The sequence below is a fragment of the Granulibacter bethesdensis genome, from assembly GCF_001889545.1.
Lineage (GTDB): Bacteria > Pseudomonadota > Alphaproteobacteria > Acetobacterales > Acetobacteraceae > Granulibacter > Granulibacter bethesdensis_B.
This window is the reverse complement of sequence record NZ_CP018194.1, coordinates 1,758,558-1,784,995: the sequence shown is the minus strand read 5'-3', so window position 1 is coordinate 1,784,995 and position 26,438 is coordinate 1,758,558. Positions and strand designations below refer to the sequence as shown.

Below are 26,438 nucleotides of genomic sequence, written 5' to 3'. Positions count from 1 at the left end.
CCGTTTTAGTTATTTCGGTGTTGACGGGGTTAACCCCATAAGTTTTTAATGCGCCGCATGGTCGAGTCACATTCCCCTTCCGCTTCGTTACCTGTCTCCCGGTCCGCTGATGCGGAGGGGAAAGCAGGTCTGCCGCCGCGTCGCTGCTTGTATTGCCGCGTGCTGTTTCCGCGCTCGGCGGAGGAGCGGTTCATTTTCCGCTGCCCGGAGCACCGGGTGATGGAGGATTAGGCGGATGACTCATGAAGCACTTTCCTCCCCTTTGCCTCCCCCTTTGACCCCGCCGGAGAGCGATCTTCGCGGCCTGCCTTTCATGCCGCTGGATGTGGAGCGACTGGCGGATAGCGATATGGTGGCACTGTCCAGCGGGGATGAGTTCAAGGCCGCCCTGCTGCTGATCCTGAAAAGCTGGACCCAGCGCCCGGCGGGCAGCCTGCCGGATGATGACCGTGTGCTGGCCCGGCTGAGCGGGGCGGGCAATCGCTGGCCGAGGCTGCGGAGCATGGCGCTGCATGGTTGGCAGCGTTGTGCGGATGGGCGGCTTTATCATGCGGTGGTGGCGGAAAAAGCCTGTCAGGCATGGGCGATGCGCCTTGCCCAGCGCAGCCGCGCCCGTGCCCGGTGGGAGAAACATGCTTCATCCGCTTTGCCCCCGGATATGCGGGCGCAGATGCAAGGGACAGGGACAGAGAAAGGGACAGAAAGAGACAAAAATAACGCTCTCTCCCATCAGGCAGGCTCCCATCAGATGGGATCTGAAGGATGCCGTCTGCCACCGGATTGGCAGCCGGGCGAGGAAGAGCAGGGCTTCGCCTCCTCGTTGGGGCTGAGGGCGGAGGAGGTGTTGCCCCGGTTCCGGGATTACTGGCAGGCCCGGTCGGGGGCGTCCGGTCTGCGGCGGGACTGGTCGGCGACATGGCGCATCTGGTGCCGTGGCGATGCGGAGCGGTCAGCCTCCGCCTCACCATCTTCCCGCAACAGGCGCGGCCAAAGAGCCGGCAGCCGTCAGGACGCTTTACTGAGGGAGCATGCGGCATGGCAACCCGGGCATGCGGCCTCCACCACGGGCGAGGAAACCCCATGACACTTCTGTCCCGGCCTGATCCCCTCCCGCCGCATCAGCGCCTGATGGAGCGGCGCGACTGGTTTACGGCGCTGGCGCAGCTGACCTACCCGACCGATCCGGCGGAGGCTTTGCGGGCGTTCCGCGCCTACGCCCCTTTGCTGCGGAGCATGCCGGATGCAGCCTTTACCGAGGCCAGTCTGGAACATGTCGCCTGTGCGCCGCGGCGGATGCAGATGCCGGGCTTTGATGATGTGCGCAACGGATTGTCGGCGTGGTGGCGGGCGCATCGCCCTCCCTCCCGCGCTTTGCCTCCGTCAGGAAGATTTTCGTCCCCTCCGATCCCGGAACGCAAGCCGCCATCACCCGAGGAAATCGACGCCGTCAGAACTCTGCTGAACGCATGGCGTCAGGAGCGCGCGGCGCGGGTTGAGGATCCGGCTTCCCCTTTCAGAACGCCTTTATCACGCAGGAAACCTACATGATGAGCTATCTCTCCGCCCCGTCCGAGCTTTCCCCGCGTATCCTGCGGGAAACAGTGATGCTGTCCTTGCCGCGGGAAAATGCACCAGAGGAGAAGGGAGAAGCCAGTCAGGCCCCTGCGATCCGGCTGCGTCGTCGTCGCGACGGACTGCAACTGATGCATGCACGCGGTGATCTGCCGCAGGCCCTGTTCTGCGCCGCCGAGCGGTTCCGCGACGAGTATGCGCGGGCGCAGGGTATTTCCACAGGATGCCGGATGACCTCTCTGGCGCTGGGGCGTGTGACGAGTTCGGCCGGGCCGGGTCATGGTCCGGCCGAGCGGCAGCTTCTGGCGCTGCGCCGCTGCCGGGCTGCTTTGTCGGCGGTGCCGGAGCGCTCGCGGGCGGTCTTTGTCTGGGTCGTGGTGGACTGGAAAACGCTGGGGGCGTACGAACAGGCGCATCATATGCGCAATGGGCGCGCCCGCCCGTGGTTGATCGAGGCGCTGGATGCGCTGGCCGATCATTATGCGGGGCGGCAGCCTGCCTCCCCCTCCAAACCAGAGGAGGCGCGGTGAGGCTTCATCAGCCTCGCCACGCTTCTCTCTGTCTCCCGCACTGATCCTTTATCGGGGCCTGATAAAAGGGGGAATTCATCACTTTTCGCAGACATGCCTGATTTGTGGGCGTTTCTGCGGGCCCCACATCAGCTTGTCCTGGCAGAAACCGGCCTCATGCGTATCCATGGTTTCTTCCATGACGGTCTGCCCGTTCAAACCGTCATTAGCCGTCCCGGCGCAGGCCGCAGCACCCAGAACCACAAAGGCAGCCAGAACAGCCTGAGTCATCATGCTGCGGATCGGGGATTTCCCATTGTTGTTTTGAAGTACAGGGCTGGTAAAGACTGGCATTTTTATTCTCCCGTATCTTTATTGTTATCCTCAATATAGAGGGGCATTTCTTAAACAGTCTGTCTGGAATGTGAAAAAATATGACTGAATGGGTGTCGATAAGGGGCGGAAGAAGCTTTCGTGGGTCTGTCTGAATTGATCCGCTTCTAAAACGGTTTTGCATGCCAAACTTAAAATTAATGTTATGATTTGTTCATCATGACAAAAAAATAGCCATTTTCTGATGGTGTGCCATCCACTTGGGCGGGGGTGCTCAAAGGAAATGGCCCTGTTTGCTGGGCTATCAGGAAAAAAAATTACCTGACAGGAATTGTGGCATGCCAGTTGCTTTGCAGTTGGCAGACACACGCTTCGCCGCGGAGTGGCCCTTGAACGGGTGCTGATGGGGTGAGGCAGGAAAGCAGCGCGGGGGATCATGATGATGATAACAAAAGGGCTTTTGTTAATCGGGAAACAGTCCAAAATCGTGATGGATCGGTATCAGCGGCTAAAAATAGGTCTGTTCGAAGCAGAAATAAAAGTATGTGTCGGCTTTGTTCAATAAGCGGGCTTTGGCTCCATGAAATTTTGGTAACACCACTGTCATCCTGATGCAGTTCGTTGACGCAGGTCAGTGATCATGGGCCAACGGATACAGGGGTGGAAGAAAATCTGAAAATATAGACAATAAAAAGGTTGTATCCGTGAGTGGAAAAATGATCTGGCGGGCAACGACTGCACTCTGTTTCGGAACCGTTCTGTTCGGGCTGGCGGGGCAAGGCCGCGCCCAGGTGCCGGAGGAACCAAAGGGGGACGAAATGCGCCCCACCATCAGCGAAATTCCGGCCGAGCAGCAGCAGGCGATCGCAGCCGCACAGAAGCCGAAACCCAAGGCCTCCTACTGGGATAATACGGAGGCGCATCTGACCATTCAGGCCGGTATCACCGGTAACCCGTGGACCAAATCAGGCCGCAACTTCGGTCAGTTCTATGCGGACCGCGCCAACACGGTCACGATGAACCAGATCATGGGCAATCTGTCACATCCGATCCAGGATGTCGGCAAAGGCTATGGTGTCGGTTTTGTGTTCGAGATGATGTACGGCTCGGACGCCCGTTTTGACCCCACCATCGGTATGGCGGATGGTGTGCTGACCGGGCTGTATCAATGGGTGCCCACACAGGCCCATATCGACTTCCACCTGCCGTGGTTTACCAAGGGCGGCGTGGATATCCAGGTCGGTCAGATGTACGGCCTGCTGGGTTCGGAAGGCACGCCGGCTCTGTTGCGGCCGTTCTATACGTTCAACTATGCCTCTGACTACATCGTCCCCTTCGAAATGATCGGGGTGATGACGACGACACATCTGACCGACAAGATGGATTTCATTCTCGGCGTTGATGCAGGTAATTCCACCAGCTTTGGCAATGCGGGCAATAACAATCGCCCGAAAGGCACCATCGGGGTTCAGTGGAACAACCTGATGGATAACAAGCTGAATTTCCATCTGATCGGCCATTTCGGCCCGCAGGGGAATAACAGCTATCCGGTGACCTCGCCCGACGGACTGTGGACCAGCGCCGGTGTTGGCCCCCGCGCCAATGACGAGATGCAGTATAACGCCGACTTCCTCGCCAGCTATAAGGTGAACGAGAAAACGACCGTGACGGTCGATGCCACCTATCTGCATGACGATCTGCTGCGGGCCGATGCGTATGGTGTCACCACCTATCTGGCCTATGATATCAATCCAAACCTGACCTTCAACGCCCGTGGTGAAGTGTTCCGCGATAATACCGGCCTGATCATCGCTGAATATGCCAGCTTTACGTCCTTCACCCGTGCGATCAGCAACAAGCCTTACCCGTACTATATAGCACCACCGACCACCTATGGCGAATTGACGCTGGGCGTGACCTATCGCCCGGATTTTGTGAACCGCCATATGTTCTGGGGCGGGAAGTTCACGGTGCGCCCGGAAATCCGCTATGACCGGTCGCTGAACGGCACCAACCCGTTCAATGAATCCGCCATTCCCACGGCCGCCAATAACTACACCCCGGTGGTCAATAACGGTACCAACGACATGCTGTGGTTCAACCTGGATATGATCGTGAATTTCTGATCGCAGTCTCCGCTTTGATCTGATAGTTTTTTCAGGTTTCTTCTCTTACTGTTTTGTCCGCTCCATGCCGGTTTTTCACCGGGATGGAGCGGTTTTTTTATGGGATGAGGACAGGGGCAGGTCGGATGTGGCGCAGGCTCTGGAAGGCGGGTATGGCCATGACGCTGGCGGCGTGTCCCGTCATGGCGGTCTCGACGGTGGCTCCGGCAGCGGAGACGCTGTTGCTCAGTCCCTCTACAGGGCAGGAACAGTCGCTGTCTGCGGCCTCCCTGCTGGCACGGTCTGATGCACAATGGGTTACGGTGCGGGATGTGAGCTATGGCGGACAGCGGCGCTATCGTGCCGTCGGCCTTGCCACCTTGCTCGGGAAAGCGGCAGATGATGGTGGTGTGCTGACCGCCACGGCCTCGGACGGGTTCAGCGCCGATCTGCCATTGCGCATGATCAGGGAGGCGTCACAGGATGCATCCCGACCGCAACCATGGCTGGCGGTGGAGGATCCGCAGCACCCATGGCCAGCTTTACCGGGTAAGAAAGCCAGCGCCGGACCATTTTACATCATCTGGAGCGGTGAGGGTGCGGAGCATGTCCCCAGCGAATACTGGCCTTATCGCATTCTGCGCCTGACCATCAGAACGCCGACCCTGCAACGCTGGCCGCAACTGGAGCTGTCTCCTGATGCATCGGCGAGCATAAAGCAGGGACAGGATGCTTTCATCGCTTTCTGCCTGCCCTGCCATCGGCTGAATGGGGCGGGGGATGGTGATCAGGGGCCTGATCTTGGAAAACCCATGAACCCGACAGGTTATTTTCAGCGTTCGGCGCTGCATCGCTATATACGTGATCCGGCCTCGGTGCGGGACTGGCCGGGGCGGCAGATGCAGGGTTTCAGCGCCACCACCCTGCCGGATACGACGATCGAGGCGATCATCGACTATCTCGATGCGATCAGGATGAAGTCGGCTCCGTCACGGGTGAAACCTTGAGCATCCGTGACGGACACTGCCGTGCCCGTGGGGAGCCAATGCCGATCCGGTACGGGGTGGAGCATTTTTGCGTCAGGGAAGAATCCTGCGCCAGCATTTCCTGATGCGCGGGTGCGTATCCACAGGCTGTCAGAAATGTGAGCGCCAGAAGGGAGCAAAAATACATTCGCATCATGTTTTCCCTTATTGGAAAAGTGGTTGTGGATACAATTCCATATTGAAATGATAGAGGCATCATGCTGACAGCAAGAGGGACACAGTATGAAGAGACTGTCATGTTTGCAGATGCGATCAGGACAGGAAAAAAAACTTGACGATGGCGGGATGATAAAGTAGGGTTTTTATATCAAATCGGAATTTTGTCCGGTTCAGAAGATTTTCCCTCAAATCCGGTCTTTGCAAACCCTGTGTAAAAAACACGGGGTTTTTTATATGCGTGCCCGGACAGAACGACCCGAAGGATCAGGGCGTGACACGCTTTTCTCTTACGGATCGGCAGCAGCAATTCGTGGCGGCCTACGCCGCGCTGAAGGGCAATGCCGAGCAGGCTTATGCTGTCAGCTATGGTCCTGATCTTTCTCCGGCGCAGATTGCCGCGGGAGCAAGGCGCTGTCTCAACAGTGCTGCCATCCGTGCTGTTTTGGCGCAGGAGGTAAAACAGGAAACGACAGCAGATAAAAAAAAGATGATCCACCCTGTGACAAAGGAAAACATAGTGTCGGCGTTGGCGCGTCTGGCATTTTATGACGCGCGGGACGTGCTGGAATGGTCGGAGGACGGTCTGCGCGTCAAGGCTTCTTCCTCGCTTGATGACGATACAGCTTTTGCGATCGAGGAAGTGGTTGAAACGCCACGTGGTCTGCGGGTGAAGCTGGCTGACAAACGGGCGGCGCTGGTCGAGCTTGGCCGGGCGCTGGGATTATTCAGGGAAACACCCTCCCGCGATCCGGCGCAGGCCATGAGCCGTGCGGAGATCGAGGCGGAACTGGATTCCCTCCGCGCCCATCAGAAAAAAACCTAGGATTCATCTTACATGTCGATGCAGACGGCGGATACAGCGCTCAGACGGGAACTGGCGCTGCGTCGCCGTCTGCGCGATCTGACAGCAAGGGAAAGCCTTCCGGAGTTTGCCCGGCTGGTCATGGCGGAACAGAATCTGCACCCGGCGGCGCATCATCATCTGCTGTTGAAAGAATTGCAGGCGGTGGCGCATGGAACCGTTGATCGTCTGTTGATCACCATGCCGCCCGGATCGGCAAAATCGACGTATGCCAGCCGCATTTTTCCCGCGTGGTTGATGGCTCTGCAATCCGGAATTCGTATCATTGGTGCGTCACACACGGCTGATCTGGCTGATCATGTCAGCCGTGGGGTACAGTCCTGTCTGCGTGATTACGCCCCTGTTCTCGGCACCGGATTGCGGCGGGAAAATGCGCGGGACTGGGAGGCGGCAAACGGCTCGGCCTATAAGGCGGTTGGTATTGGCGGCCCGATTGCCGGGCGGCGTGCCGATGTGGCAATCATTGATGATCCTGTCAAATCAAGGGCTGATGCCGATAGTCGTGCCTGCCGGGAGCGTGTGTGGAACTGGTTCGGGGCCGATCTGCGCACGCGCATGAAACCGGGTGGCCGCATCGTGGTGATCATGACGCGCTGGCATGAGGATGATCTGGGCGGCCGTCTGCTGCTGCGTCAGGGATCGTCATGGCGGCGCGTCAATCTGCCCGCGCAGGCCGAGGATAATGATCCGCTGGGTCGCGCACCGGGAGAATGGCTGTGGGGAGATGATTCCTACGGTTACGCGGGCGAATTGCAGCGCGTGAAGGCTGAGTACGAACGCGGCGGTGCAATGCGGGACTGGGCGGCGCTGTATCAGCAGCAGCCGCGCCCTGCGGAGGGGGCGTTGTTCAAAACGGCTGCTCTGTCCTGCATTCTTGCGTCACCGGCCTCTGTACAATGGGTGCGCGCCTGGGATCTGGCGGCGACGCGTCAGACCGGCACCGGTGATCCAGACTGGACGGTGGGGGCACGGCTGGGTCGTGATGTAGCGGGGCGTTTCGTGATTGGCGATATTGTGCGTCTGCGTGGCGGGCCGGAGGATGTGACGCGCATCATCGCTGCTACGGCCAGCCGGGATGGCGCGTCGGTGCGTATTTCCATCCCGCGTGATCCCGGTCAGGCAGGCAAGGCGCAGGCGGCTTATCTGGCACGGATGCTCAGTGGTTACGTCGTCGAGACCTCGCCCGAGAGTGGTGATAAATCTACCCGCGCCATGCCGTTTGCGGCGCAGGTGAATGCGGGCAATGTCGATATGCTGCCGGGTGCGTGGCAGGCGGCGTTGCTGGATGAGCTGGCGGGGTTTCCCTCAGCCCGACATGACGATCAGGTGGATGCGCTGTCCCGCGCCTTTCTGGCGCTGATGCAGGGGCGGGACACGCGGGCATCGTTCCTCGCCTATCTTTAAAATCAGCTTTCATTTTCTGCAAGGATGACATCATGAGCACGCGGCTCGATGATTATCTGTCCGGCGTGCTCGGTGCTGCGCCGTCGGCAACGATGATGGTGCCGGGCGACACGCGCACGGCCGGTACGGTTTTATCGGCCTATCTTCAGGGAGGGCTGGCGGCACGGATCGTCGATGCTCCGGCGGAGGATGCGCTGGCACGCGGTGTCACCGTTCTATGCGATGGTGACACGGCGGCGGAACAGGCCATGGCGGCGGAGATTGCCCGGCTGCATGTTCCGGCGCGGATGACGGAGGCGTTGCGATGGGCGCGTCTGTTCGGCGGCGCTGCTGTGATGCTGTTCGCTGATGATGAGGCCGATCCGCAACGTCCTCTGCGCCTCTCTTCCCTGTCCGGCATTGCCGAGCTGCGCGTGTTCGATGCCGAGGAAGTCACGGTGGATCAGCTTTACGATGATCCCGCCGATGCGCGCTGTGGTCAGCCGATGTTGTATCGCGTGACACCGCGTGGCGGTGGTACGGTGTTCACAGTGCATGAAACACGGTTACTGCCGCTGCCGGGTGCGCCGCTGCCGCATGGCATGAGCAATGGTCTGCCCTGGCGCGGACGCTCGGTGCTGAGCGGCTGTCTGGAGGAGGTGCAGCGTTATCAGGATGCGCTGCGGTTGTCGCGCGGGATGCTGGAACGCAAGCAACAGGCGGTGTTCGGCATGGCCGGTCTCGGCGACCTGCTGCGTCAGGCGGCGATGGAGGCGGGTGATCCCGCAGGCTCGCCATTGCTGGAAAGCGTGCGGGAGCGTGTGCGTCGGGTTGATCTGGCGCGCAACGTGTTGAACACCGTGGTCATTGATGCCGGGGATCAGTGGCAGGTTCACGATCTTAATCTTTCTGGTGTCAGCGACCAGATTGAAGCATTCGAGATTTCCATTGCTGCCTGCACCGGTATTCCGGTGACGCATCTGTTCGGACGCTCTGCCGCCGGTCAGAATGCGACCGGAGAAGGAGACCGGGAAGTCTATATCGCGCTGGTGCAGGCAATGCAGCGGCGCGTCCTGGTCCCGCCCCTGGAACGTCTGGTGTCCTTGTTATGGCAGCAGAGAGGATTGCGGGCCTTCACACCATCGGGGTGGCAATTATTTTTTCCGCCGCAATGGATTCCCAGTGAAACGGAACAGGCGGATGCGGCGCTGAAAAACGCACAGGCCGCTCTGGCCAGGGTGCAGGCGCAGGTGCAGGCGAAAACCTTGTCCGGCACCGCTTCACAGACTCGCTGAGTCACAATTTCACAGTCAGGAGCAAGCATGATTACGGAGCGCCATGATATGGTGCCGCTGCCGCGCGCGCATCGCGATGATGACGGGTTCATCACCGATACGCCGGTACTGACGCGCACCGGTATCTTTACCTACACTGATCCGGCAACGGGCGCCCAGCGGCGTGAATATCGTCCACCGGAAGAAGTATTCCATGCGGACAGCCTTGCCAGTTTCCGCGGGCGTCCGATCACGGTGGGTCATCCGCCGCCGACATCCGGCCTGATCACCGCCGCCAATGCCGCCGGAGCTGTGGTCGGTGCGGTGATGAGCGAGGGACGGCAGGATGGAGACAACCTTGTTGCCGACATCGTAATTCATGATACCGCTGCCGTTGATGAAGGGCTGCGTGATCTGTCGGTTGGCTATCGCCTCGATCTGGATGAAACGCCTGGTGAGGTGGATGGCGAACCCTATGATGCTGTGCAACGCGGTATTCGGGTCAATCACGTGGCGATTGTCCCGCGTGGGCGCGCGGGGAATGCACGGCTGAATCTGGATCGTGCCGATACAGCGCCCGCCTGCACGCCGGATTGTCCGCTTCATGCGGCATTGGCGGTGATGACGGCGGAACGTGATGCCGCCCGTGCTGATGCGGCGCGGCTGGAGCAGGAAAAAGTAAGGCAGGCCCGTCGAAATCTGGAACAGGATGCTGCCGGTCTTGGCGTCACGCTCCATGAGGATGCCTCCGATGATGAGCTGCGTATTGCTGTGATCCGCGCTGTGCGGGGCGATGCGCTGGTGCTGGAGGGTCAATCCTCCGCCTATCTGCAAGCTGCATTCGATCTCTGTGTCGCAGAGGCCCGGATGCAGGCAGGCGCAGTGCAGGCGCAATACAGCGTCGCACAGCGCCGGGATGAAGCGGCATCCCGTCAGAAAACTCCGCTGAGTGCCTATGAAACCTACAAGGCAACCCTTTCCGCTGCGTGGCGCTCCACGCGGCCTTCCCATGCAGGAGAACACTGATCATGCCGCCGCTGCAAACCAGCTACGCCGCCCGTCATCCCGATGCGTATGAGGGCATGCAGGCCAATGCCGAGCCGGTCACCATCCTGACCCGCATTGCCGACACCGATATTGCTTTTGGAAAACCCGTGGTCCAGGGCGTGAAAGATCAGAGCGTGCGTCTGCCTTCCGCCACCGCTGCGCGGTTTCTGGGGATTGCGCTTGCCGTGCATACTGTCCCTGCGCTGATGGGGCAGGCGGTGGATACCTATCCTGCCGGATCACCGCTCTCCGTGCTCAACAAGGGCGTGATCTGGGTGCGTGTCGCCGCCAGCGTCAGCGCCGGTGCGGCCGCCTATCTGACCTCTGCCGGGGCGATCACGGCTTCGTCCTCCGGCAATACCGCTATTCCGAATGCGACCTTTGACACCAGCGCACCGGCGGGCGGTCTGGCCCGTCTGCGTCTGTCCTGATCCATACAAGAAAGTTTTGGAAGAATGAACAGCCCCCTTCAGCATGCCCGCTTCGATGCGCAGACCGGCCTGAGCTTTCTGGTCAGTCAGGCCGCCGCGCTGGAAGCCGAAATCTATCGTATTCAATATGCCGATATTCTGTATCCGTCCCTGATCCCGGTGGATACCACCGCGCCGGAATGGATCCAGGTGGTGGAATATGTCTCCGCTGACACGGTGGGCCGCGCCCAGTGGTTCAACGGTCAGGCGCAGGATGTGCCGCGTGCCGATATCGTGTGCGACAGGCTGCGCGTCACCGTGTCCATGGCCGCGATCGGCTATGGCTATGATCTGGCCGAGCTGGAGCATGCGCGTCAGTACGGCATTGATCTCGGTCCGGAAAAAGCCGAGGCCGCACGCCGTGCCTATGAGGAATTCGTCGATGACATCGTGCTGCGTGGCGATGCAGCGCGCGGGTTCAGCGGTTTGCTGTCCCATCCGGCGGTGACGGCAGGTACGGTGGCCAATGGAGCCTCCGGCAATCCGGACTGGGCGCATAAAACCGTTGATGAAATCATCGACGATGTGAACGCGGCCCTGACCGGTATCCAGACCGCATCGCTGCGGGTGGAGATGGCCGATACCGTGCTGCTGCCGGTGGATCGCTGGCTGAAGCTCTCCCAGACGCGCATTCCCGCCACCAGCGAGACCGCGCTGAGCTTCCTCGCTCGTACCAATATCTACACGCTGACCACCGGCCTGCCGCTGACTGTGCGCGGTATTCCCGGTCTGGAAAGCGCCGGAGCCTCCGGTGTTGGCCGCATGATCGTCTATCGCCGGGCGCCGGATGTGATGAAGCTGCATATCCCCATGCCGCTTCAGTTCCTTGCCCCCTGGCAGAGCGGGCCGATGCGGTTCGAGGTACCGGGGATTTTCCGTCTCGGCGGGGTCGATATCCGCAAGCCGGGTGCAATCCGCTATCTGGATGGGGTGTAGGCGATGGGTGACGCATCAGCGCCTTATCCGGCTCCGGTGCTGCTGGCCATTCTGGCACCGGAATTCGCCGACGTCCCGGCGCAGGCGGTGACGGATGCGCTGGGCGTGGCGGCGGCACATTGCCCCACCACGCTTTCCCCCGGTCGCAGGCAGGAGGCCATGGCGCTGTATGCGGCATGGCTGCTGAGTCTGCGGGCGTCCTCCCTCTCCGGTGGCGGTGCAGCCGGGGCGGGGCAGGCGCTGCGGCGGGAAAGGGAAGGCGATCTGGAGATTGAATATCTCCCGCGCGCCCTGACTGGCGCCGAAGCCGAGGCAGCAGGCAATTACAGGGCGCGGTATGAGGCGCTGCTGCGTTCTCTGTCGACCGGTGCGGTTCTGACCGGGGAGCCGGGATGATGGACACTCTCACCAGCGCTTTATCCCGTCTGGAGGGGCTGCGCCTGTACATCGGCCCCAGAGAAAGGCAGGGTGAGCAAACCGCGGATGTCGCCGCAGCCGTGGCGGCGGAGTTCGGTTCCGGCACCATGGGCCCACGCCCCTATCTGCGCGCCTTCACCGATGCGCAGGCCGACAGCATCGCCGATGCCTGTGCGGAGGCCGCCGCCCTCGCGCTGGCGGGGGGTGAGCCGGATGAATGGTTGCTGGATCAGATCTCGGCCATGGTCGATGGCCGGTTTCCCGTCAGTATGGGGGAATGAGGCATGAAAACCATCTTCCGCCAGTCCATGACGGTGTTGAGGGAAGGAGCGGGCAGCTATGTTGCCGGCCGCTTCGTTCCGGCCTCCCCGGTGACGCAGACCATCTCTGCCACGGTCCAGCCTGCCTCTGTCAGTGATGCGGAGCAGGTACAACCTCTGCCCGGTGGTCAGGCGATCACTGCGCTGATCCGGATTTATACCGATGCCGTGCTGGGTATTGGCAATGCATCCGGTCAGCGCGGAGATTGCGTGCTGTATACCACTGCCGGAGACACCGCTCCGCGCCGCTATCGCATTATCGCGCGGCAATCCTGGGATGCCGGGATGCGGGTGGATCATCACCGTTACCTCGCCTCGCTCGAACCGTAAGGGAGTTCTATCATGCTGGATGATGGCACGGTGCACGGTTTCGTGCAGCCGATGCTTGACTGCGCGCTGATCTGGGCGGAGCAGAATGCACCCCGCCCGGATTTTCCCTACGCCACCCTGCGCTGGCTGCGCAGTGAGGAGGGGGGCAGACCCATCGCACGACCATGGTATGGCGCCGTCGATGCGGATGGGCTGATGATGGTGGAAACACCCATGCAGGACACGCTGGAAATTCAGGTTTTCGGCCCATCTGCACTCAATATTCTGGATACACTGCGTCAGAAACTGGGTTTTCCCACCACGCAGGACAGTGCCTTTCTGCACGGTATTGCCGTGCTGTCCTGTGGCCCTGTCCTCAATATCTCCGCCTTGCTGGAGACGACATGGGAGGAGCGGGCAGCCATGGAGCTGACGCTCGGTCATGTCACGCGTGGCACGGATAAGGTCGGCCTGATCGAAAAGGTTCAGGCCGCCGGAACATTGCCGGGGGGCGGTGCGCCAGTCCCCCTTTCCCTGAACATCGAAATGGAGACGCCGCATGGCTAATCTCGATCGCCTCGTCACGGTCAATATCGCGCTGCAATCTGCTTCCGTGAATACGCAGGGCTTCAGCGACATGCTGATCGTTCTGAAAAGCACAACCTCTTTGCCGCGTACGGGTATTATTACCTCTGCCAGTGACCTGCTGTCTGCTCCGTACAGCCTGACCGCCACGCATCCGGCCTATCTTGCCGCCGCGGATGCGTTCAGCGTGACACCGCATGTCTCGCAGATTTATATCGGCTTCTGGGATGGCAGCAGCCAGAATGAAACACTGACGACCGCACTCTCGGCCATGAAGACCAGTGATAATAGCTGGTACGGCCTGATCCTGCCGAGCCGTGATAAAAACACTATTCTGGAAGCTGCCGCATGGACCGAAGCCAACGGTAAGCTCTTTGGCACAGCGATTGCGGAAACCGATGCGCTGGATTCCAGCAAGACCACCGATACGCTGTCCCTGCTGAAGGCTGGAAATTACTTCCGCACCTTCTGCTTCTATCACGCGGCTGCGGCGACCGACTTCCCGGATGCGGCGGTGATGTCGAAGATGTTCACCCTCTATCCGGGTCAGGAAAGCTGGGCCAACTGCACGCTGCCTGGTGTCAGTGCCGATACGCTTGGTGAAGGACAAAGCAGCGCCGTACGCGGCAAAAATGGCAATACGTTCGAGAGTTTCCGGAACGTTACCATCACGCAGGGCGGAAAAACGACAGGTGGAGAGTGGATAGATGTCATCCGCTTCCGTGACTGGTTGCAGGAAGAGATCAAGACCAGCGTGTTCCAGCTGATGGTCGATAACCGCATTCCCTATACCGATCAGGGTATTCTGATGGTGAAAAGCAAGGTGCAGGCGGCGCTCGATCTGGGTGTCCGTCGGGGTGGGATCGCGCCGCCGGAGCTGGATGGTGATAACAATCCAATTCCTTCCTACACAATTTCCGTTCCGCTTTCCGCCAATATTTCCGCCAATACCAAAGCCAGCCGTGTGCTGCGTGACATCAGTTTCCGGGCGCGTCTGGCCGGTGCGGTGCATCTGGTCCAGATCAACGGCACGCTGTCCTACACAATCTGAGCGCAGAAATTTCTATTTTTTGAGGAATGATGATCATGGCAGGCAATGTCTATAATTATTCTCCGTCCAATGTGTACGTCGTGATCGGGGGAGTGGCGATCAGCGGATTTTCCAGCGACAAGTTCATCACGGTGGATGAACAGAGCACCGGCTTCGACTCCAGCGTCGGTGCTGATGGAGAAGTCATGCGCAGCTTCAGTGTTGATCCGCGGGTCAAGATCACGCTGACACTGCTGCAAAGCAGCCCGAGCAACGAACATCTTGATGCACTGTATACAGCGGATCGTCTGTCGAATGGCAGTATTCCGGTGCCGATCCTGATCGAGGATCTGGGGGGTGGCCTGCTGTTCTCCGCCGGTACCTGCTGGATCAATGGCCGTGCCGGTCATGAGCGCAGCGCGAAGGGATCCACGCGGGTATGGAGCATCACGGCTGTATCCCCGCAGCTTGCCACCGCCTTCCGTAAATCCTGAAGGTCATGAAAGCCATGTTACAAGGCGGATCAATTCAGGAAGGGCGCGAGAGCGTCACGATCGGGGCGCAGGTTTATCACATCAAGCGGTTCGATCCGTTCCGTGCGCTGCGTATTCTCGGCTCGTTGCAGGGGGTGTTGCTGGCACCCTTTGCCGCGCTGATGGATACGGCGCGTGGAGAGGAAGCCATCATGCAGGGCCTGCGCGATCTGTCGCGCGGGCTTGATGGAGATGCGCTGGAAAAACTGGCGCGTCTTCTGCTCGACCCTGACTGCATCGCGGTGGGGGATGATCCCGCCACGGCGCGTCGTCTGAGCCATGCCATGGCCGGTTCGGTGTTCTCCGACGTGTCGGAGGCCATCGAGCTGTGCATGGAAGTGGTGAGGATCAACTACGCGGGTTTTTTCGAGCGCGGCAGAACCCTCATTGGACAGGTTCTGCCGAGTGGGATGAACCGCAAAGCGGCAGCGGAAACGGTGGACAGCTCTCTGAAGAACTGAGGTCAGAACTGCTGATCTGGCGTCCCCTGCTGGCCGGGCATGTCTCGCTGGGCGAGCTGCGCGGCGGCGTGGTGACGCTGGATGACCTGCTGAAGCTGAACGCATTGCTGGACATGCGCGCGCAGCAGCATGCGGCGGCCAGACGGGACCAGATGGGGCGGGACCAGATGGGGCGTTACCAGACAGACGGAACGGCAAGAAGGAGATAGGGAAATGGCCATTCTGCGTGAACTGGTCACGCTGATCCGGTTTCAGTTCGACCGCAGCGGCATCGATGAGGCGCGTGCCGAAACGATGCGTCTGCGCGAGGAGATGGAACGCACCGCCGCCATGGCTACGAAACTGGGTGGTTCGGGCAGTAATCCCGGCACCGGTTCCGCAGGACAGCCGGATGCTGCTTCCGGAACACTTCTGTCCGGCCTGTCGGTGGTGCAGTCCATGTCCCAGACAATGCTGGCCCTGTTGCGGGGGGCTGCCGATACACCGGGTAATACCGCTGCTTCGGCGGCCGCAGGGAGCAGCGGGACGGCTGATGTCGGGGCTGCCTCCCTGTCTGCCATGGCGCAGACAATGCGGGGGGCGTTGATGCAGCTTGTGCCAGCCGCCTCGCTGGCGATGATGGGGCAGTTTGCAACTGCTTCCGGTTTTTCTACCCCTCCCGGCTTTTCTGCCCCTCCCGGTCTTTCTTCTGCCGAGCAGGTTTCCTCTGCTGAGGGAGAGATGTCCCCCCTGCACAGGATGCTGTCGGCGCTTCAGCCAGCTTCTGCATCACAGGAGACGGTACCGGAGACCTCGCTGACCGAGCGGATCATGCGGCAGGCGGAGACCCTGCTGTTGCCGCAACTGCCACCCGTCTCCTCCTCGCCGGAGCGGACGGCAGGGGAACCCTCCATAGCGCAGGGGGCGGGTGATGATCCGGCTTCCGCTTTCCGTGCTTCCTTGCGGCAGGAGATGCTGGAGGGGGCAGTTGCAACTGCCGGAGCATCGTCCGGCCTTTCTGCGGGGCCGCTGCCAGCCGTGCAGCTCACGGAGCCTGCCGTGGCAGAGCGCGGGATCGACCTGACCGGCGCGTTGCGCGAAGCCATGCAGGCATGGGCCGTGAGGCCAGGGGATGCCTCTCTTTCCCAGATGTCTGATGGCATCAGGCCGGGTAATACTACGCAGTCAGAGCTTGACATTTTTTCTGATTTGGTACTGGCGCTGAAATCTTCTCAGGCCGGGGCAGGTATCAGCCCGGACGGACATGAGACTGCTTTGTCCCTGCCGCTTCTTCTGACCTCCCTGCTGCCCGTCACGGCGCATCCGGACAAGGCGGCTCCCTCTTCTCCTGCGACAGATGATGAATGGGTCTCAGCCGAGGCGCAGGGCAGGCATCGGTCTGGCTCGGCCATGGCGGAGGAGGCGTCCTCCCTGCTGTCCGGTCTGACGGCTTTGCGGGCGGCGCTGCTGCCATCCTCGCTTTCTGCTTCCGGAGAAAACCGTGCCGGAGGGGAGGGAAATGAGCACAGGGAAGCGTCAGAACCCCTTTCTTCCAGCCAGCAGAGCGCCGGCAGGGAAGGAGCCTTCTCCATGGAGGCTGACGCTGTGCCAATTGCTGTGCCCCCCGCGTCTCTGGCACTTCCGCCAGCGCCTTTGCCCGGTCTTGCGGCGCTGAGGCAGGTGCTCGGCGACATGCTGCCACCGGTCAGCCTGCTGCGCGATCCACTGCATGGTGCGGCAGAGCCAGACAGCATTGGCCGCGCCGGAGGGGCGGTCAGCTACGTCACCAATGTGTCGGTTGGTGCGCCCTCCATTTCCATCACTGCTCCATCCGGGGATGCCGACACCATCGCAGCCCTCGCTGCACAGGGTGTGTCCGACAGTCTGGAAGGCAGCGCTGACAGCTTCGCCCGGCAGACCAATAGCGGGGACAAGCGGTCAGAAGGTTAAATTGTATAAAAAAAGAGAAAAATAAAACATACGCTTTATTTTCATAAAATAACGCTAAGGTAAAAAAGCCTATGGTTCATTTCGCGCCATGGGTGATGACACCGACCGACATGCTGCAACTGGCTGCATTGAACGAACCCACAACCGTTCAGAGCAGCGATCAAGAAGGGGCCGCTCATGGCCAAAAAGACTGACAGGAAAAAACAACTGTCCTCGCTTTCTGCCGAGGCAGGAGGCGAAGCAGAGAATGATCCCACACCACGCCGGCAGCCCAGGCCGCCTTTTGCGGCATGGACGCCGCCCTGTGTGGCGCTGGGGGTGTCTCAGGCCGATCAGGCTGTTGCGCAGGGTCTGCACACTCTGCCCTTCGTGCGGGTGGCCGGGGATGGCAGTGGCACGCAGTTCTGGGCGCCGGAGCCAAGCGGCGATTACCTGACCGATTGCGGGCTGGGGGCGGCCTATGGTCAGGCATTGCTTGCGACGCTGCGGGCCGAGCCGGAAGGGCCGAGCCATGTGCTGGCTTTCCTGCTGCATGACCTGCTGCGCCATGGCGATATCCATCGTGATGGCGGTCTGCTGGCCGGTATGGCCACCGTGCTGAGCGATGCGCTGCGTCAGCCGCTTGCCAGGGCTGGCTCTGCCTCACCGGAGGAGGCGCCCGGCTGATCAACACTGCCTGAGTACGATCCCTCCGCCCTGATCTCTCCCCCTCCCTGTTTCCTGCGGGAAGCAGGGCGGAGGATCATTTTTCCCATGAGGCTTCCCCCATGCTGAACACGCTGGATCTGATTTTTGGCGCCTCCGGCCAGACCTATCTGGAATATCAGGCGACTCCCAGGCGCATCACGCCTTCGCCCGAGCATAAAGGCGGAGGAGAGGCTGCCAATGTGGAACAAGCCAGACCCGGCATTGTGCCGGCGACAAAGGGGGCGCTGCATCTGGATCTGCTGAGTATGGAGACCTACCAGCTGCCTTCCCTCGCCACACAATATCCGGTGGAGCAGGGCATGCCGATTTCCGACGGCATCATCCCGCAATCGGCGCGGCTGACGATAACGGGGGCGGTGTCCTCAGCCAATGCCACGCTGTTCCAGCCATGGAATCTCGGCCTGCGCGGCATTTCCCGGCTGGAGGATACCGTCAAACTGCTGGAGAATATCCACACCGCCCATCTTCCCGTCACGGTGGTGACCGGGCTGCATGTCTACCCGAACATGGCCATGACCGGTTGCGATATCACGCGCGGTATCTCCAAAGATGGCGAATCCCAGAGCCGCACCCTGAAGATCAAGCTCGATTTTCTTCAGATACGCATCGTGCAGGCCGATGTGGCGGTCAGCGGCAATACCGCCGCCGAGGTCAGCGGCAAGACCGGATCCTCCGCCATTCCTTCAGGAAAGGCGCAATCCGCCACCCCACCCCCAAGCCTGATCACGCGGGTTGCAACCGCGCTTGGCCTGACGGCCTGACTGTAAAGGAAACCGGATATGCAACTGATTTCCGTGCCCGATCTGAATGACAGCGTGATGGAGGCGGAGCTGGATGGCCAGACCTTCTTCCTGCATCTGTCCTGGAACAGCGAGGCCGGATTCTGGACCATCGGGCTTCAGGATGCCACCCGCACCACTCTGTTGGAGGGGCTGCCGGTGCTGGGCAACACGCCCCTGATCGGGCGTTACCGCACCGAGGCCATGCCGCAAGGAGAACTCGTCGCTATTCCGCCTGATACCGCGCTGGAAATCGGGCAGGAACGCATCGGCCGGGCCGATCTGCCGGGTGAGGGCGGGGCGTCGCTGGTTTATGTCTCCGCCGCAGAAATGGCCGCCTCCCTGGAAGGGGCGGCATGACGGAACGCCATAAATGCTTGGCAAACGCCGCCGGAAAACATTAGAAAGGGCCTGCACCAACCAATGCAGCCTACAGAGAAGGGGGGAGGGAGCCGTAAGGCTGCCTCCCCCCTTTCTGCGTTTCGGCCCTGATCTGAGGTTCCGGCGCTGGCTGATCCAGTACAAAGCCGCGTGGTGACGCCACTGTTTTGCTTTTGTTCGGCCTTATTTCCGCCCGTTGAACAGCGGTTGATGAGGCAGAAGCCGAGAGGCGCTTTTCCGCCCCGGCCTCCGCCTCATCTCTGCCTGTCCCTGTATCGAGCGGTCCGTTCCCATGCCGAAAACACGCCCCTTCTGCCCTGCTTCCAGACTGATTTCATTGCGTTTCCGCGATGTTGCCCAATGGCAGGAGCGGCGGAGGGAGCGGAAGGGTGCCCGCTGTAGCGCCCTATGCGGCATTGCACTGGCCATGTCGGTGCTGATTCTGGCCCCTGCCATGGCCCAGACGCGGGATGTGGCCCCTCATCCTGCCCCTGCTTTGGCCAGTATCGGCGCGGTACAACGGGCGGAGCTGCATGCCCGCGCTCATGAAGCCCCTGGTGCGGCTGCCGCGCCGCCGATTCGCGTGAGTCAGCAACCCGTGCAGCACGTGCCGGACAGCGAGTCGGCGGGCATGAGACGCTCTGCTGAGGCTGCGCTGGAAGCAAAACTGGGTCGTGGAATCAGCATTTCTGATGCCCATGCAGCCCGAGTCGGGGAAGGGAAGGGGGGCGAATCGCAATGGTATATATGCGGTTCCGTGACCCGATCGGGGGATGGAGCGGTCGAATCGGCAGGGCACGACTCGGGCCGATTCGTGGCGGCTTCATCGGGTGCATTGCTGCTGGAAAGCGATCGACACGCCGATTTTGGGTGGACCTGGGCGCATGTCTGCTCCCCGGAAAACGCACCTCATAACCCTCCTTCTGCTGTTTCGCCTCCTGCTCTGCCCCCGGTTTCTGCTGGTGGAAAGAGAGCCGGGCAATGAGCAGGCGGAGGGCTTTTAACGTAAAATATGAAAGGATTTAGCATGGGCTACGATATCCTCCTGTCGAATGCGACTCGGGACGTTGTTTTGACCAATGGAGACCTGATTCTCTCCGATGGGTTGGCCAGAGTACGTCAGGAGATCGGAATCACCCTCCGGGCATGGCGTGGAGAGTGGTTTTTGGACCTCGATTTCGGAATACCTTACCTGCAAAATGTGCTGGTCAAGGAGCCTCAGCGGGTCGTTTTGCAGTCCATTTTTGCGGCGGCGATCACCTCCGTTCCGGATGTGGAGGCGATCGAAAGCCTGACCGCGACTCTGGATCGTCCGAGCCGAACCCTGTCCATCGTGTTCTCTGCCCGCACCCGGTTCGGGATGGTGTCGGACATCATCCCGCTCGGCATCGGGGGGGCATGAGAAGGGGGAGTGGGGGGGGAGAGTAAAGCTATTCCCCCCCCCTCTCTCTCCCAGGGATGCGTCGGGAGACAGGACGCGTTCATGGGGCTCGATCCGGGATTTCAGTGAAGAGGTTATGACGATGAAACATCAAAATCTTGCCGGTCTGGCGGTGATGCTATGCGTGGGCCTGACTTGTTTTCCTGCTTTGGCCGAAAAAATTTGTGTCGAGAGAAGCAGCCGCGTCATCGACATGGATAAAGATACACCCGGTGATATTCACAGATTTTGTGAAGTATACGGGGAATGTTTTTATCAAAACCAATACACCGATGTCACCAAGCGTTGTACTGAGATCCCTGAAACAAAATCAGAAAGAGAGCGAAGGCTGATCCAGAATGAAATCAATTATAGGCAATATCTGCGTGATGAAAAATATTTGGAAACGATTGAAAAAAATCGGACACCAGAAGAGCTTGAAGAGTTAAGAAAACAATGCGTCGTTCCACCTGGCCCCTATTATGAATACAGAGGGAAAGAAAAAGAAAAACTATTCAAAAAATTCGAGGATAAATTGGCTATCAGCTTTGAAGGTAATGATCTTATGAAGCCATCTGGTCACATCAGTATCAATGACAATGGGCAATGGTTTGTCTGTTATTCTGCCTGGCTCAACCTGAAGAATGGCTACCAACAGCGGCACGATTGGATTATGTCAAGCGAAGGATGGATGATTGATAATTTTCAGGTTGGAAGAAGCTTTTTCAACGAGATAGAGAAAAAGGCCTGTTATTCAAATGGCGAAATTGCTGAATAGTCAGTGTTAACTATCAAAAATCGTTGTGAGGAGTTTTGATTATGACTGTAGATATCAAACAAATTTTTAAAAACATGATTGCATTGCATTGCGATCGGATCAACACGACAATGCCTGGGACGATTGTTTCCTATAATCCGGCAACGCGACGGGCGGTGGTGCAGCTTTCCCTGTCCAAAACCTCGCCGGAGGGGATCGTTCTGAAAGCACCGCGCGTGGTGTCTGTGCCGGTGGTGTTTCCGACTGGGGGCGGCGTTGCGATCACCTGGCCGCTGCATCCGGGGGATGGAGTCATGCTGCATTTCTGTCAGCGATCTTTGGAAAACTGGCTGGATCGCGGTGATGATGTCGTTGATGATTTCCGGCAAAGCAACATCTCTGACGCTATTGCGGTGCCGGGTTTGAATCACGGGGCTGCGACAGATCCGGCGCATGCAGAGAATATGGTGATTGCGTTCGGCTCTGCCTCCATGGAAATTACGCCCTCCGGCGGCATTGTGCTGAATGCACCCGGTGGATTGAGCATCAAGGGAAAGGTGACGGGTGATCAGGATGCGGTGTTTAACAGCATTTCGACCAGCACCCATACCCATACCGGTGTTCAGCCTGGCTCCGGACGATCCGGGCCACCTTCTGCATAGTTTTTATCTGATTCTGTCAGGGCTTTTGTAAGCTGCCTCCGTCACCGGATGCGGCTTTTTTTGTGTCTTCGTTCGTCTCGATCCCGGAGCATAATCCTGCCATAAGAGGGTGCATAATCGGTATCGTAGGTCAAAAGATCAAAAGGAGTTTCAATGATGGTAAATGCTAAACATCTATGCACTGCGTTGCTAGTATTTTCTACATCGTGTGTCTCAATACCCGCGTTAGCGGATGTCGCGGATCAGAAAGATTTAGAAAGATATGAACGTGATTTTTTTATCCAAAAAGAAAAAGAAAGGCTTCATAATCAGGAAATAGAAAATAAGCAGACACCGGAAATGATTGAAAGGATGAAAAGGGAATATAGTGTCCCTGCAGGTCCATATCATAATTTTAGGGGAAAAATTGCAGAAAAAATAAATAATGATTTTTGGGAGGAGATCCAGAGAAAATATCCAGACTTCCATACAGTTCTATTTTATGCAACCATTAATGATAGTGGGGACTGGTTTTCTTGCATTAATATTGAAAAGATTCTAAAAAGCGGAGCAAAATATTGGATAAATGCAATAAAATCTAGTAATGGATGGATTTTATATTCAAATGAGGTTGGAGATAAAATTTATATGCCAATTATGCTGCAAGCTTGCCGTGCTGATGGGGAGATTATAGAATGAAATACTTACAAAAAATGAATTTATCAGAAAGAAAAATAATAGTAAAATTTTATTCTACAAATAATGATGTATTAATTATTGAAAAACTAAGAGTATTTTTTAATATAAAGAGAAAATATAGTAATAGTGGAAATAATATAGAATTAAATATTTGTAACATTGATAATTTGAGTTTAAATTTTATTTTAAAATCAAATAAGATGGAATTATATATAGGTTACGAAGAGAGAATTTTTCTTGCCTTTTTAGGGAGAGTTGATTCTCTAAAGACTTATCATATTAATGCTGATTATATAACTTCTATTGTAGCATTTGATGGAAATGATATTTTATCTCACTCACTATCTAGTTATACAGGGGAAAATGGGGTTTATGTGAGGGATATTATTGAGGCTGCTGCACGAGATGCACGTTTAAATCTGAAAATGGCCCCAGATATTGGACGGCGTGCTTGGAAACATGGATATAGTTTCTATGGTTCATCCAAAGATATGCTTGATGATGCCTGTAAGGCGGAAGGACTTCAATACTCTGTTCAGAATGGGGTTATTCAGATCAGTAAAAAAAACAACAGTTCTTCTACTGTGGATACGTTGTTAACAATGGAAAATGGTTTAATCCGCTATATTGACATGATTTATAAAACACCCAGAGCTTCTGTTTTTACGAGGGGAATTAATCCAACAAATAATCCTTATATAAAAAATATTGTTTCGGCCGATGCTCCGGAGCAAGGCTTAAAAATTTACTCATTAATGCGACCGGATCTAATGCCAGGCGATATGGTCAGGATCCAGAATCCCAACACCGGAACTAAACGATACCGTATTGATACGATTGAACATAATGGTGACAGCATGCCGGTAAAAGAAACAGAACTTGGAACATGGACATCAACGATCACTCTAGTTGAATAGCTCTCCTCCCCACCATCCACCGTCTTTCTTCGCAGCTGCCTCCGTCACCGGATGCGGCTTTTTTTGTGTCTGTTTTCCTGAAAGGAAAAAGTTTCATGACCAGCTATGGCATCACCCCGTCCGGTTTCATCAAGCGCCGCATGAGCGATATCGGGGCGGAGATCATCACCACCCTGCAAAATGCATTCGGGGCGGAGATCGCAACCCAGCCTGATACCGTCCTCGGTCAGATCGTCGCCACCTTTGCGGAGAGAGAGGCTGCGCTGTGGGAAATGGCCGAGGGCGTCTATAACGCCATGTATCCAGCCACCGCCAGCGGCAGCAATCTGGACAAGGCCGTTTCCTTCACCGGTGTCACCCGGCTTCAGGCCACGCGCTCGCAGGTATACTGCGTGTTGTACGGCGATGCAGGTACATTGGTGCCCGCCGGAACAGCAGCCCCTCAGCAGGCCGGGCTGACGCGTTTTCTGCTCGCCGCTGATACGGAAATCAGCCCTGATACTCTGGCCGATGTCTCCATCGGCGTCAGCAGCGCTGTGGCGGGGCAAAGCTACTCTATTGTGCTGAACTCTGTCAGTTTCAGCATCACCGCAGCCTCGGCCAATGCCCCGGCCATTCTGGCGCAGCTCGTGGCTGCTGTCTCTGCTGCCGGATACAATGCCAGTGTGCAGGGAAGTGGCGGCAGCGCAGTTCTGCGTATGGTTACCGATGGACGCAGGACAATCAGCGTTGCCACATCCTCCCTGTTGATCATGACGGAGATGGGAACCCCCGGTCTGTTTATTGCGCGTGATTACGGGCCTTATACCGCGCCTGCAAACTCCATCACCACGATCAGCAACACGATCTCCGGCCTCAAACGTCTTCTTAATCTTCAGGATGCCACGCCGGGCCGGCTTTATGAGACCGATTCAGCCTTGCGGGCACGTTATGCGCGCGGCGTCTATCGGTTGGGGGCAGGGACGTTGCCCTCTATCCGGGCCAGCCTGCTTCAGAATGTGCAAGGTGTCACCACGGCGATGGTGATCGAAAACGATACAGCCTCCGTCGATGCCGACGGACGCCCCCCGCACAGCGTTGAATGCATTGTCGAGGGCGGAGAAGACGCCGCCGTCGCTGCGCAGATTCAGGCCGTGAAGCCAGCCGGTATCACCGCATACGGCCTCAACAGCCAGATCGTGCAGATCAGCACCGGCGTACGCAACGGCGCGGAATGGTGCAACATAGGCTTCACCAGGCCGGTGCGGCGCTATATCTGGATCACCTGCAAGGTGACGACATTGAGCGAGGAAACATTTCCCGCTGATGGTCTGCTGCGTATCCAGCAATCCCTGAATGATACCGGGGCTACGCTCGATATTGCCGAGGATGTGATAGTGCAGCGTTTCCTTGGCCCGATTTACGAAACAGTCAGCGGCATTGCATCCCTCACGCTCAGCCTTGCCGTCAGCAACGACCCTGCAACAATGCCAGCCAGCGGAGCCTATACGCAGGCCAATATCTCCATCGGCGCCCGTGAGCGTGCAATCTTCGATACCACACGTATCTATGTTTCGTGATTCGAAATAGCAGAGATCGGAGGATCATAATTGTGCCACAGGATGATGCATACTCTGCATCATCCGTGGAACGATCAACAGGCGGAAGGGAGTGGAGGTGAGGCGTTCATATCTGTGCTGCACATTGTTGATCATGTGTGGAGCACTGGCCTCGACGCTTGATGATAGCAAAGGAGATGAGAGCAATAAAATGGAGTATATCAGACAATGAAATATAAAAATCTTGTTTTTGCTGCGGTTCTTTTAGGTAGCAGCTTATCGTGTGGCATCGCTGTTGCGGATGTGTGGGACCCGGCGCTACTGCACAGATTACAGAAGGGGCTGGCGGAGGAGATAGAGCGTCGGGAAAAAAAGAACGAGGCTATAGAAAGCAAGCTGACCCCGGAAATACTGGAAAAACTGCGCCAAAAATATTATGTGCCGCCCGGTCCATATCATCTTTATCGTGGAGAAAAAGAAAATCTTTTTACACAGTCTTTTTGGGATGAACTTAAGAGAAGAAATCCAAAGATTTATTGGTCAGAGTCGCATGTCACTATTAACGAACAAGGAGATTGGTTTGTATGCATGACAACGGAAGAAATATTAAATAATGATATACCAAGAAGAGCACTTTCTATCAAATCAAGTCAGGGATGGACTTTGTATGATGAAGAGTTTGGAGGTAAATTTTTGATGCAAATATTTGATAAAGCATGTGATTTGGACGGGGAGGTGGTAGAATGAATTCTTTACAAGATCGAAAATATGAATTTATTTTTGCGTCTGACGAAAGAGTGGTAAAATATAAAAATATAAAAGCAAAAATAAATATCAAAAGAATGTATAATAATTCAGGCAATAGTATCAAAATAGATTTATATAATATATCAGAAAAATCATTAGGTATAATAGAAAAATCTAAAGATATGGAAGTCTATTGTGGTTATGAATCCGGACCGTTTAGTCTGGCTTTCTCTGGTTCCCCATACACAATAAAAAGCTCCCACAGAAACGCCGACTATATTGTTACCGTTATAGGCTTCGATGGCTCTGACCTTTTATCCAGATCGCTGATAAGCTTTACAGGGGAAAAAGGAATTGCGGTCAGGGACATCATTGAAGCAGCGGCCAGAAACGCCAAAATGACATTGAACATGGCAGATGGCATTGGCGACAGACGTCTGAAAAGCGGCTTCAGCTTTTACGGATCGGCAAAAGATATGCTCGAAGGCATCTGCCACCATGTCGGCTTGCAATATTCCGTTCAGAACAAAACGATTGACACGATTATCATATAGAAAGCGCATTACACCGG

34 protein-coding genes are annotated in these 26,438 nt (G+C 57.3%); 33 read left to right on the top strand and 1 reads right to left on the bottom strand.

All coding sequences use genetic code 11. The features are described from left to right. Nucleotides 1–235 precede the first annotated feature (235 nt). The 3 genes from GbCGDNIH8_RS13115 to GbCGDNIH8_RS08125 are packed head-to-tail and all read left to right on the top strand — an operon-like array spanning nt 236 to nt 2,102. The gene (locus GbCGDNIH8_RS13115; RefSeq protein WP_072572820.1) at nt 236–1,084 is read left to right on the top strand and encodes a YdaU family protein; all 849 of its coding nucleotides are present in this window, start codon (nt 236–238) and stop codon (nt 1,082–1,084) included. Then, on the top strand, nt 1,081–1,548 hold the full coding sequence (locus GbCGDNIH8_RS08130; RefSeq protein WP_072572819.1) for a hypothetical protein: 468 nt from the start codon (nt 1,081–1,083) through the stop codon (nt 1,546–1,548). Before GbCGDNIH8_RS13115 ends, GbCGDNIH8_RS08130 begins: the two co-directional genes overlap by 4 nt. After that, nucleotides 1,545–2,102 (top strand): DUF6456 domain-containing protein, encoded by a 558-nt coding sequence (locus GbCGDNIH8_RS08125; RefSeq protein ID WP_157692596.1) that lies wholly within the window; start codon nt 1,545–1,547, stop codon nt 2,100–2,102. The genes GbCGDNIH8_RS08130 and GbCGDNIH8_RS08125 overlap by 4 nt, the downstream gene beginning before the upstream one ends. A gap of 78 nt (nt 2,103–2,180) precedes the next feature. Here GbCGDNIH8_RS08125 and GbCGDNIH8_RS08120 read toward each other — a convergent pair whose 3' ends face one another. Next, nucleotides 2,181–2,375 (bottom strand): hypothetical protein, encoded by a 195-nt coding sequence (locus tag GbCGDNIH8_RS08120; RefSeq protein ID WP_157692595.1) that lies wholly within the window; start codon nt 2,373–2,375, stop codon nt 2,181–2,183. 755 nt (nt 2,376–3,130) lie between these two features. Between GbCGDNIH8_RS08120 and GbCGDNIH8_RS08115 the strand changes: the two genes are divergently transcribed. The 30 genes from GbCGDNIH8_RS08115 to GbCGDNIH8_RS07980 all read left to right on the top strand — a co-directional run bounded on the left by GbCGDNIH8_RS08115 (nt 3,131) and on the right by GbCGDNIH8_RS07980 (nt 26,421). Then, on the top strand, nt 3,131–4,540 hold the full coding sequence (locus tag GbCGDNIH8_RS08115; RefSeq protein WP_081368918.1) for an outer membrane beta-barrel protein: 1,410 nt from the start codon (nt 3,131–3,133) through the stop codon (nt 4,538–4,540). 152 nt (nt 4,541–4,692) lie between these two features. Next, a complete protein-coding gene (locus GbCGDNIH8_RS08110) occupies nt 4,693–5,526 on the top strand; it encodes a c-type cytochrome (protein ID WP_072573742.1) in 834 nt (277 codons plus the stop codon). Between the two features lie 469 nt (nt 5,527–5,995). Continuing rightward, a complete protein-coding gene (locus GbCGDNIH8_RS08105; protein WP_072572815.1) occupies nt 5,996–6,547 on the top strand; it encodes a terminase small subunit in 552 nt (183 codons plus the stop codon). A 12-nt stretch (nt 6,548–6,559) separates the two neighbouring features. Beyond that, nucleotides 6,560–7,990 carry a phage terminase large subunit gene (gene terL, locus GbCGDNIH8_RS08100; protein WP_072572814.1) on the top strand — a complete coding sequence of 477 codons (1,431 nt, stop codon included), beginning with the start codon at nt 6,560–6,562 and terminating at the stop codon, nt 7,988–7,990. 32 nt (nt 7,991–8,022) lie between these two features. Next, complete coding sequence (locus GbCGDNIH8_RS08095) at nt 8,023–9,264, top strand: phage portal protein (RefSeq protein WP_072572813.1); 1,242 nt, start codon at nt 8,023–8,025, stop codon at nt 9,262–9,264. A 27-nt stretch (nt 9,265–9,291) separates the two neighbouring features. After that, on the top strand, nt 9,292–10,269 hold the full coding sequence (locus GbCGDNIH8_RS08090) for a DUF2213 domain-containing protein (protein ID WP_072572812.1): 978 nt from the start codon (nt 9,292–9,294) through the stop codon (nt 10,267–10,269). Nucleotides 10,270–10,271: 2 nt separating this feature from the next. Continuing rightward, complete coding sequence (locus GbCGDNIH8_RS08085) at nt 10,272–10,721, top strand: structural cement protein Gp24 (RefSeq protein WP_072572811.1); 450 nt, start codon at nt 10,272–10,274, stop codon at nt 10,719–10,721. A 24-nt stretch (nt 10,722–10,745) separates the two neighbouring features. Next, on the top strand, nt 10,746–11,696 hold the full coding sequence (locus tag GbCGDNIH8_RS08080; protein WP_072572810.1) for a DUF2184 domain-containing protein: 951 nt from the start codon (nt 10,746–10,748) through the stop codon (nt 11,694–11,696). Between the two features lie 3 nt (nt 11,697–11,699). Further along, nucleotides 11,700–12,092, top strand: a complete 393-nt coding sequence (locus GbCGDNIH8_RS08075) for a DUF4054 domain-containing protein (protein ID WP_072572809.1) — start codon at nt 11,700–11,702, stop codon at nt 12,090–12,092. Then, a complete protein-coding gene (locus tag GbCGDNIH8_RS08070) occupies nt 12,089–12,394 on the top strand; it encodes a hypothetical protein (protein WP_072572808.1) in 306 nt (101 codons plus the stop codon). Before GbCGDNIH8_RS08075 ends, GbCGDNIH8_RS08070 begins: the two co-directional genes overlap by 4 nt. A 3-nt stretch (nt 12,395–12,397) precedes the next feature. After that, nucleotides 12,398–12,763 (top strand): hypothetical protein, encoded by a 366-nt coding sequence (locus GbCGDNIH8_RS08065; RefSeq protein ID WP_072572807.1) that lies wholly within the window; start codon nt 12,398–12,400, stop codon nt 12,761–12,763. 12 nt (nt 12,764–12,775) lie between these two features. Next, nucleotides 12,776–13,309: a phage neck terminator protein gene (locus GbCGDNIH8_RS08060; protein ID WP_072572806.1), complete on the top strand. Its 534-nt coding sequence runs from the start codon at nt 12,776–12,778 to the stop codon at nt 13,307–13,309. Further along, nucleotides 13,302–14,378, top strand: a complete 1,077-nt coding sequence (locus GbCGDNIH8_RS08055; RefSeq protein ID WP_072572805.1) for a DUF3383 family protein — start codon at nt 13,302–13,304, stop codon at nt 14,376–14,378. The genes GbCGDNIH8_RS08060 and GbCGDNIH8_RS08055 overlap by 8 nt, the downstream gene beginning before the upstream one ends. A 35-nt stretch (nt 14,379–14,413) precedes the next feature. Next, complete coding sequence (locus tag GbCGDNIH8_RS08050; RefSeq protein ID WP_072573741.1) at nt 14,414–14,851, top strand: phage structural protein; 438 nt, start codon at nt 14,414–14,416, stop codon at nt 14,849–14,851. A 14-nt stretch (nt 14,852–14,865) separates the two neighbouring features. After that, nucleotides 14,866–15,351, top strand: coding sequence for a phage tail assembly chaperone (locus tag GbCGDNIH8_RS12915; RefSeq protein ID WP_172822996.1), 486 nt, complete (start codon nt 14,866–14,868; stop codon nt 15,349–15,351). A gap of 71 nt (nt 15,352–15,422) precedes the next feature. Then, a complete protein-coding gene (locus GbCGDNIH8_RS12910) occupies nt 15,423–15,560 on the top strand; it encodes a hypothetical protein (protein ID WP_216634435.1) in 138 nt (45 codons plus the stop codon). 4 nt (nt 15,561–15,564) lie between these two features. Then, nucleotides 15,565–17,280, top strand: a complete 1,716-nt coding sequence (locus GbCGDNIH8_RS08035; RefSeq protein ID WP_072572802.1) for a hypothetical protein — start codon at nt 15,565–15,567, stop codon at nt 17,278–17,280. A 71-nt stretch (nt 17,281–17,351) separates the two neighbouring features. Then, a complete protein-coding gene (locus GbCGDNIH8_RS13270) occupies nt 17,352–17,474 on the top strand; it encodes a hypothetical protein (RefSeq protein ID WP_301335563.1) in 123 nt (40 codons plus the stop codon). Further along, nucleotides 17,458–17,946 (top strand): hypothetical protein, encoded by a 489-nt coding sequence (locus GbCGDNIH8_RS08030; RefSeq protein WP_072572801.1) that lies wholly within the window; start codon nt 17,458–17,460, stop codon nt 17,944–17,946. Before GbCGDNIH8_RS13270 ends, GbCGDNIH8_RS08030 begins: the two co-directional genes overlap by 17 nt. A gap of 101 nt (nt 17,947–18,047) precedes the next feature. Next, nucleotides 18,048–18,749: a phage baseplate protein gene (locus GbCGDNIH8_RS08025; protein ID WP_072572800.1), complete on the top strand. Its 702-nt coding sequence runs from the start codon at nt 18,048–18,050 to the stop codon at nt 18,747–18,749. Nucleotides 18,750–18,767: 18 nt separating this feature from the next. Continuing rightward, a complete protein-coding gene (locus GbCGDNIH8_RS08020) occupies nt 18,768–19,127 on the top strand; it encodes a phage baseplate plug family protein (protein ID WP_072572799.1) in 360 nt (119 codons plus the stop codon). Between the two features lie 313 nt (nt 19,128–19,440). After that, on the top strand, nt 19,441–20,133 hold the full coding sequence (locus tag GbCGDNIH8_RS08015; RefSeq protein ID WP_157692594.1) for a hypothetical protein: 693 nt from the start codon (nt 19,441–19,443) through the stop codon (nt 20,131–20,133). 42 nt (nt 20,134–20,175) lie between these two features. Continuing rightward, nucleotides 20,176–20,550, top strand: coding sequence for a contractile injection system sheath initiator (locus GbCGDNIH8_RS08010; protein WP_072572797.1), 375 nt, complete (start codon nt 20,176–20,178; stop codon nt 20,548–20,550). Between the two features lie 121 nt (nt 20,551–20,671). After that, nucleotides 20,672–21,346 (top strand): hypothetical protein, encoded by a 675-nt coding sequence (locus tag GbCGDNIH8_RS08005; protein ID WP_172822929.1) that lies wholly within the window; start codon nt 20,672–20,674, stop codon nt 21,344–21,346. A gap of 110 nt (nt 21,347–21,456) precedes the next feature. Then, a complete protein-coding gene (locus tag GbCGDNIH8_RS08000) occupies nt 21,457–21,987 on the top strand; it encodes a Gp138 family membrane-puncturing spike protein (protein ID WP_253735988.1) in 531 nt (176 codons plus the stop codon). 153 nt (nt 21,988–22,140) lie between these two features. Further along, nucleotides 22,141–22,665 (top strand): hypothetical protein, encoded by a 525-nt coding sequence (locus GbCGDNIH8_RS12905; protein ID WP_157692593.1) that lies wholly within the window; start codon nt 22,141–22,143, stop codon nt 22,663–22,665. Beyond that, nucleotides 22,662–23,582: a hypothetical protein gene (locus GbCGDNIH8_RS12900; RefSeq protein WP_157692592.1), complete on the top strand. Its 921-nt coding sequence runs from the start codon at nt 22,662–22,664 to the stop codon at nt 23,580–23,582. Before GbCGDNIH8_RS12905 ends, GbCGDNIH8_RS12900 begins: the two co-directional genes overlap by 4 nt. 95 nt (nt 23,583–23,677) lie before the next feature. Beyond that, a complete protein-coding gene (locus GbCGDNIH8_RS07990; RefSeq protein ID WP_072572793.1) occupies nt 23,678–25,141 on the top strand; it encodes a baseplate J/gp47 family protein in 1,464 nt (487 codons plus the stop codon). Between the two features lie 207 nt (nt 25,142–25,348). Then, entirely contained in the window at nt 25,349–25,867 is a 519-nt protein-coding gene (locus GbCGDNIH8_RS07985; protein ID WP_072572792.1) for a hypothetical protein, read from the top strand. Further along, nucleotides 25,864–26,421 (top strand): hypothetical protein, encoded by a 558-nt coding sequence (locus GbCGDNIH8_RS07980; protein WP_157692591.1) that lies wholly within the window; start codon nt 25,864–25,866, stop codon nt 26,419–26,421. Before GbCGDNIH8_RS07985 ends, GbCGDNIH8_RS07980 begins: the two co-directional genes overlap by 4 nt. Nucleotides 26,422–26,438: the final 17 nt, after the last annotated feature.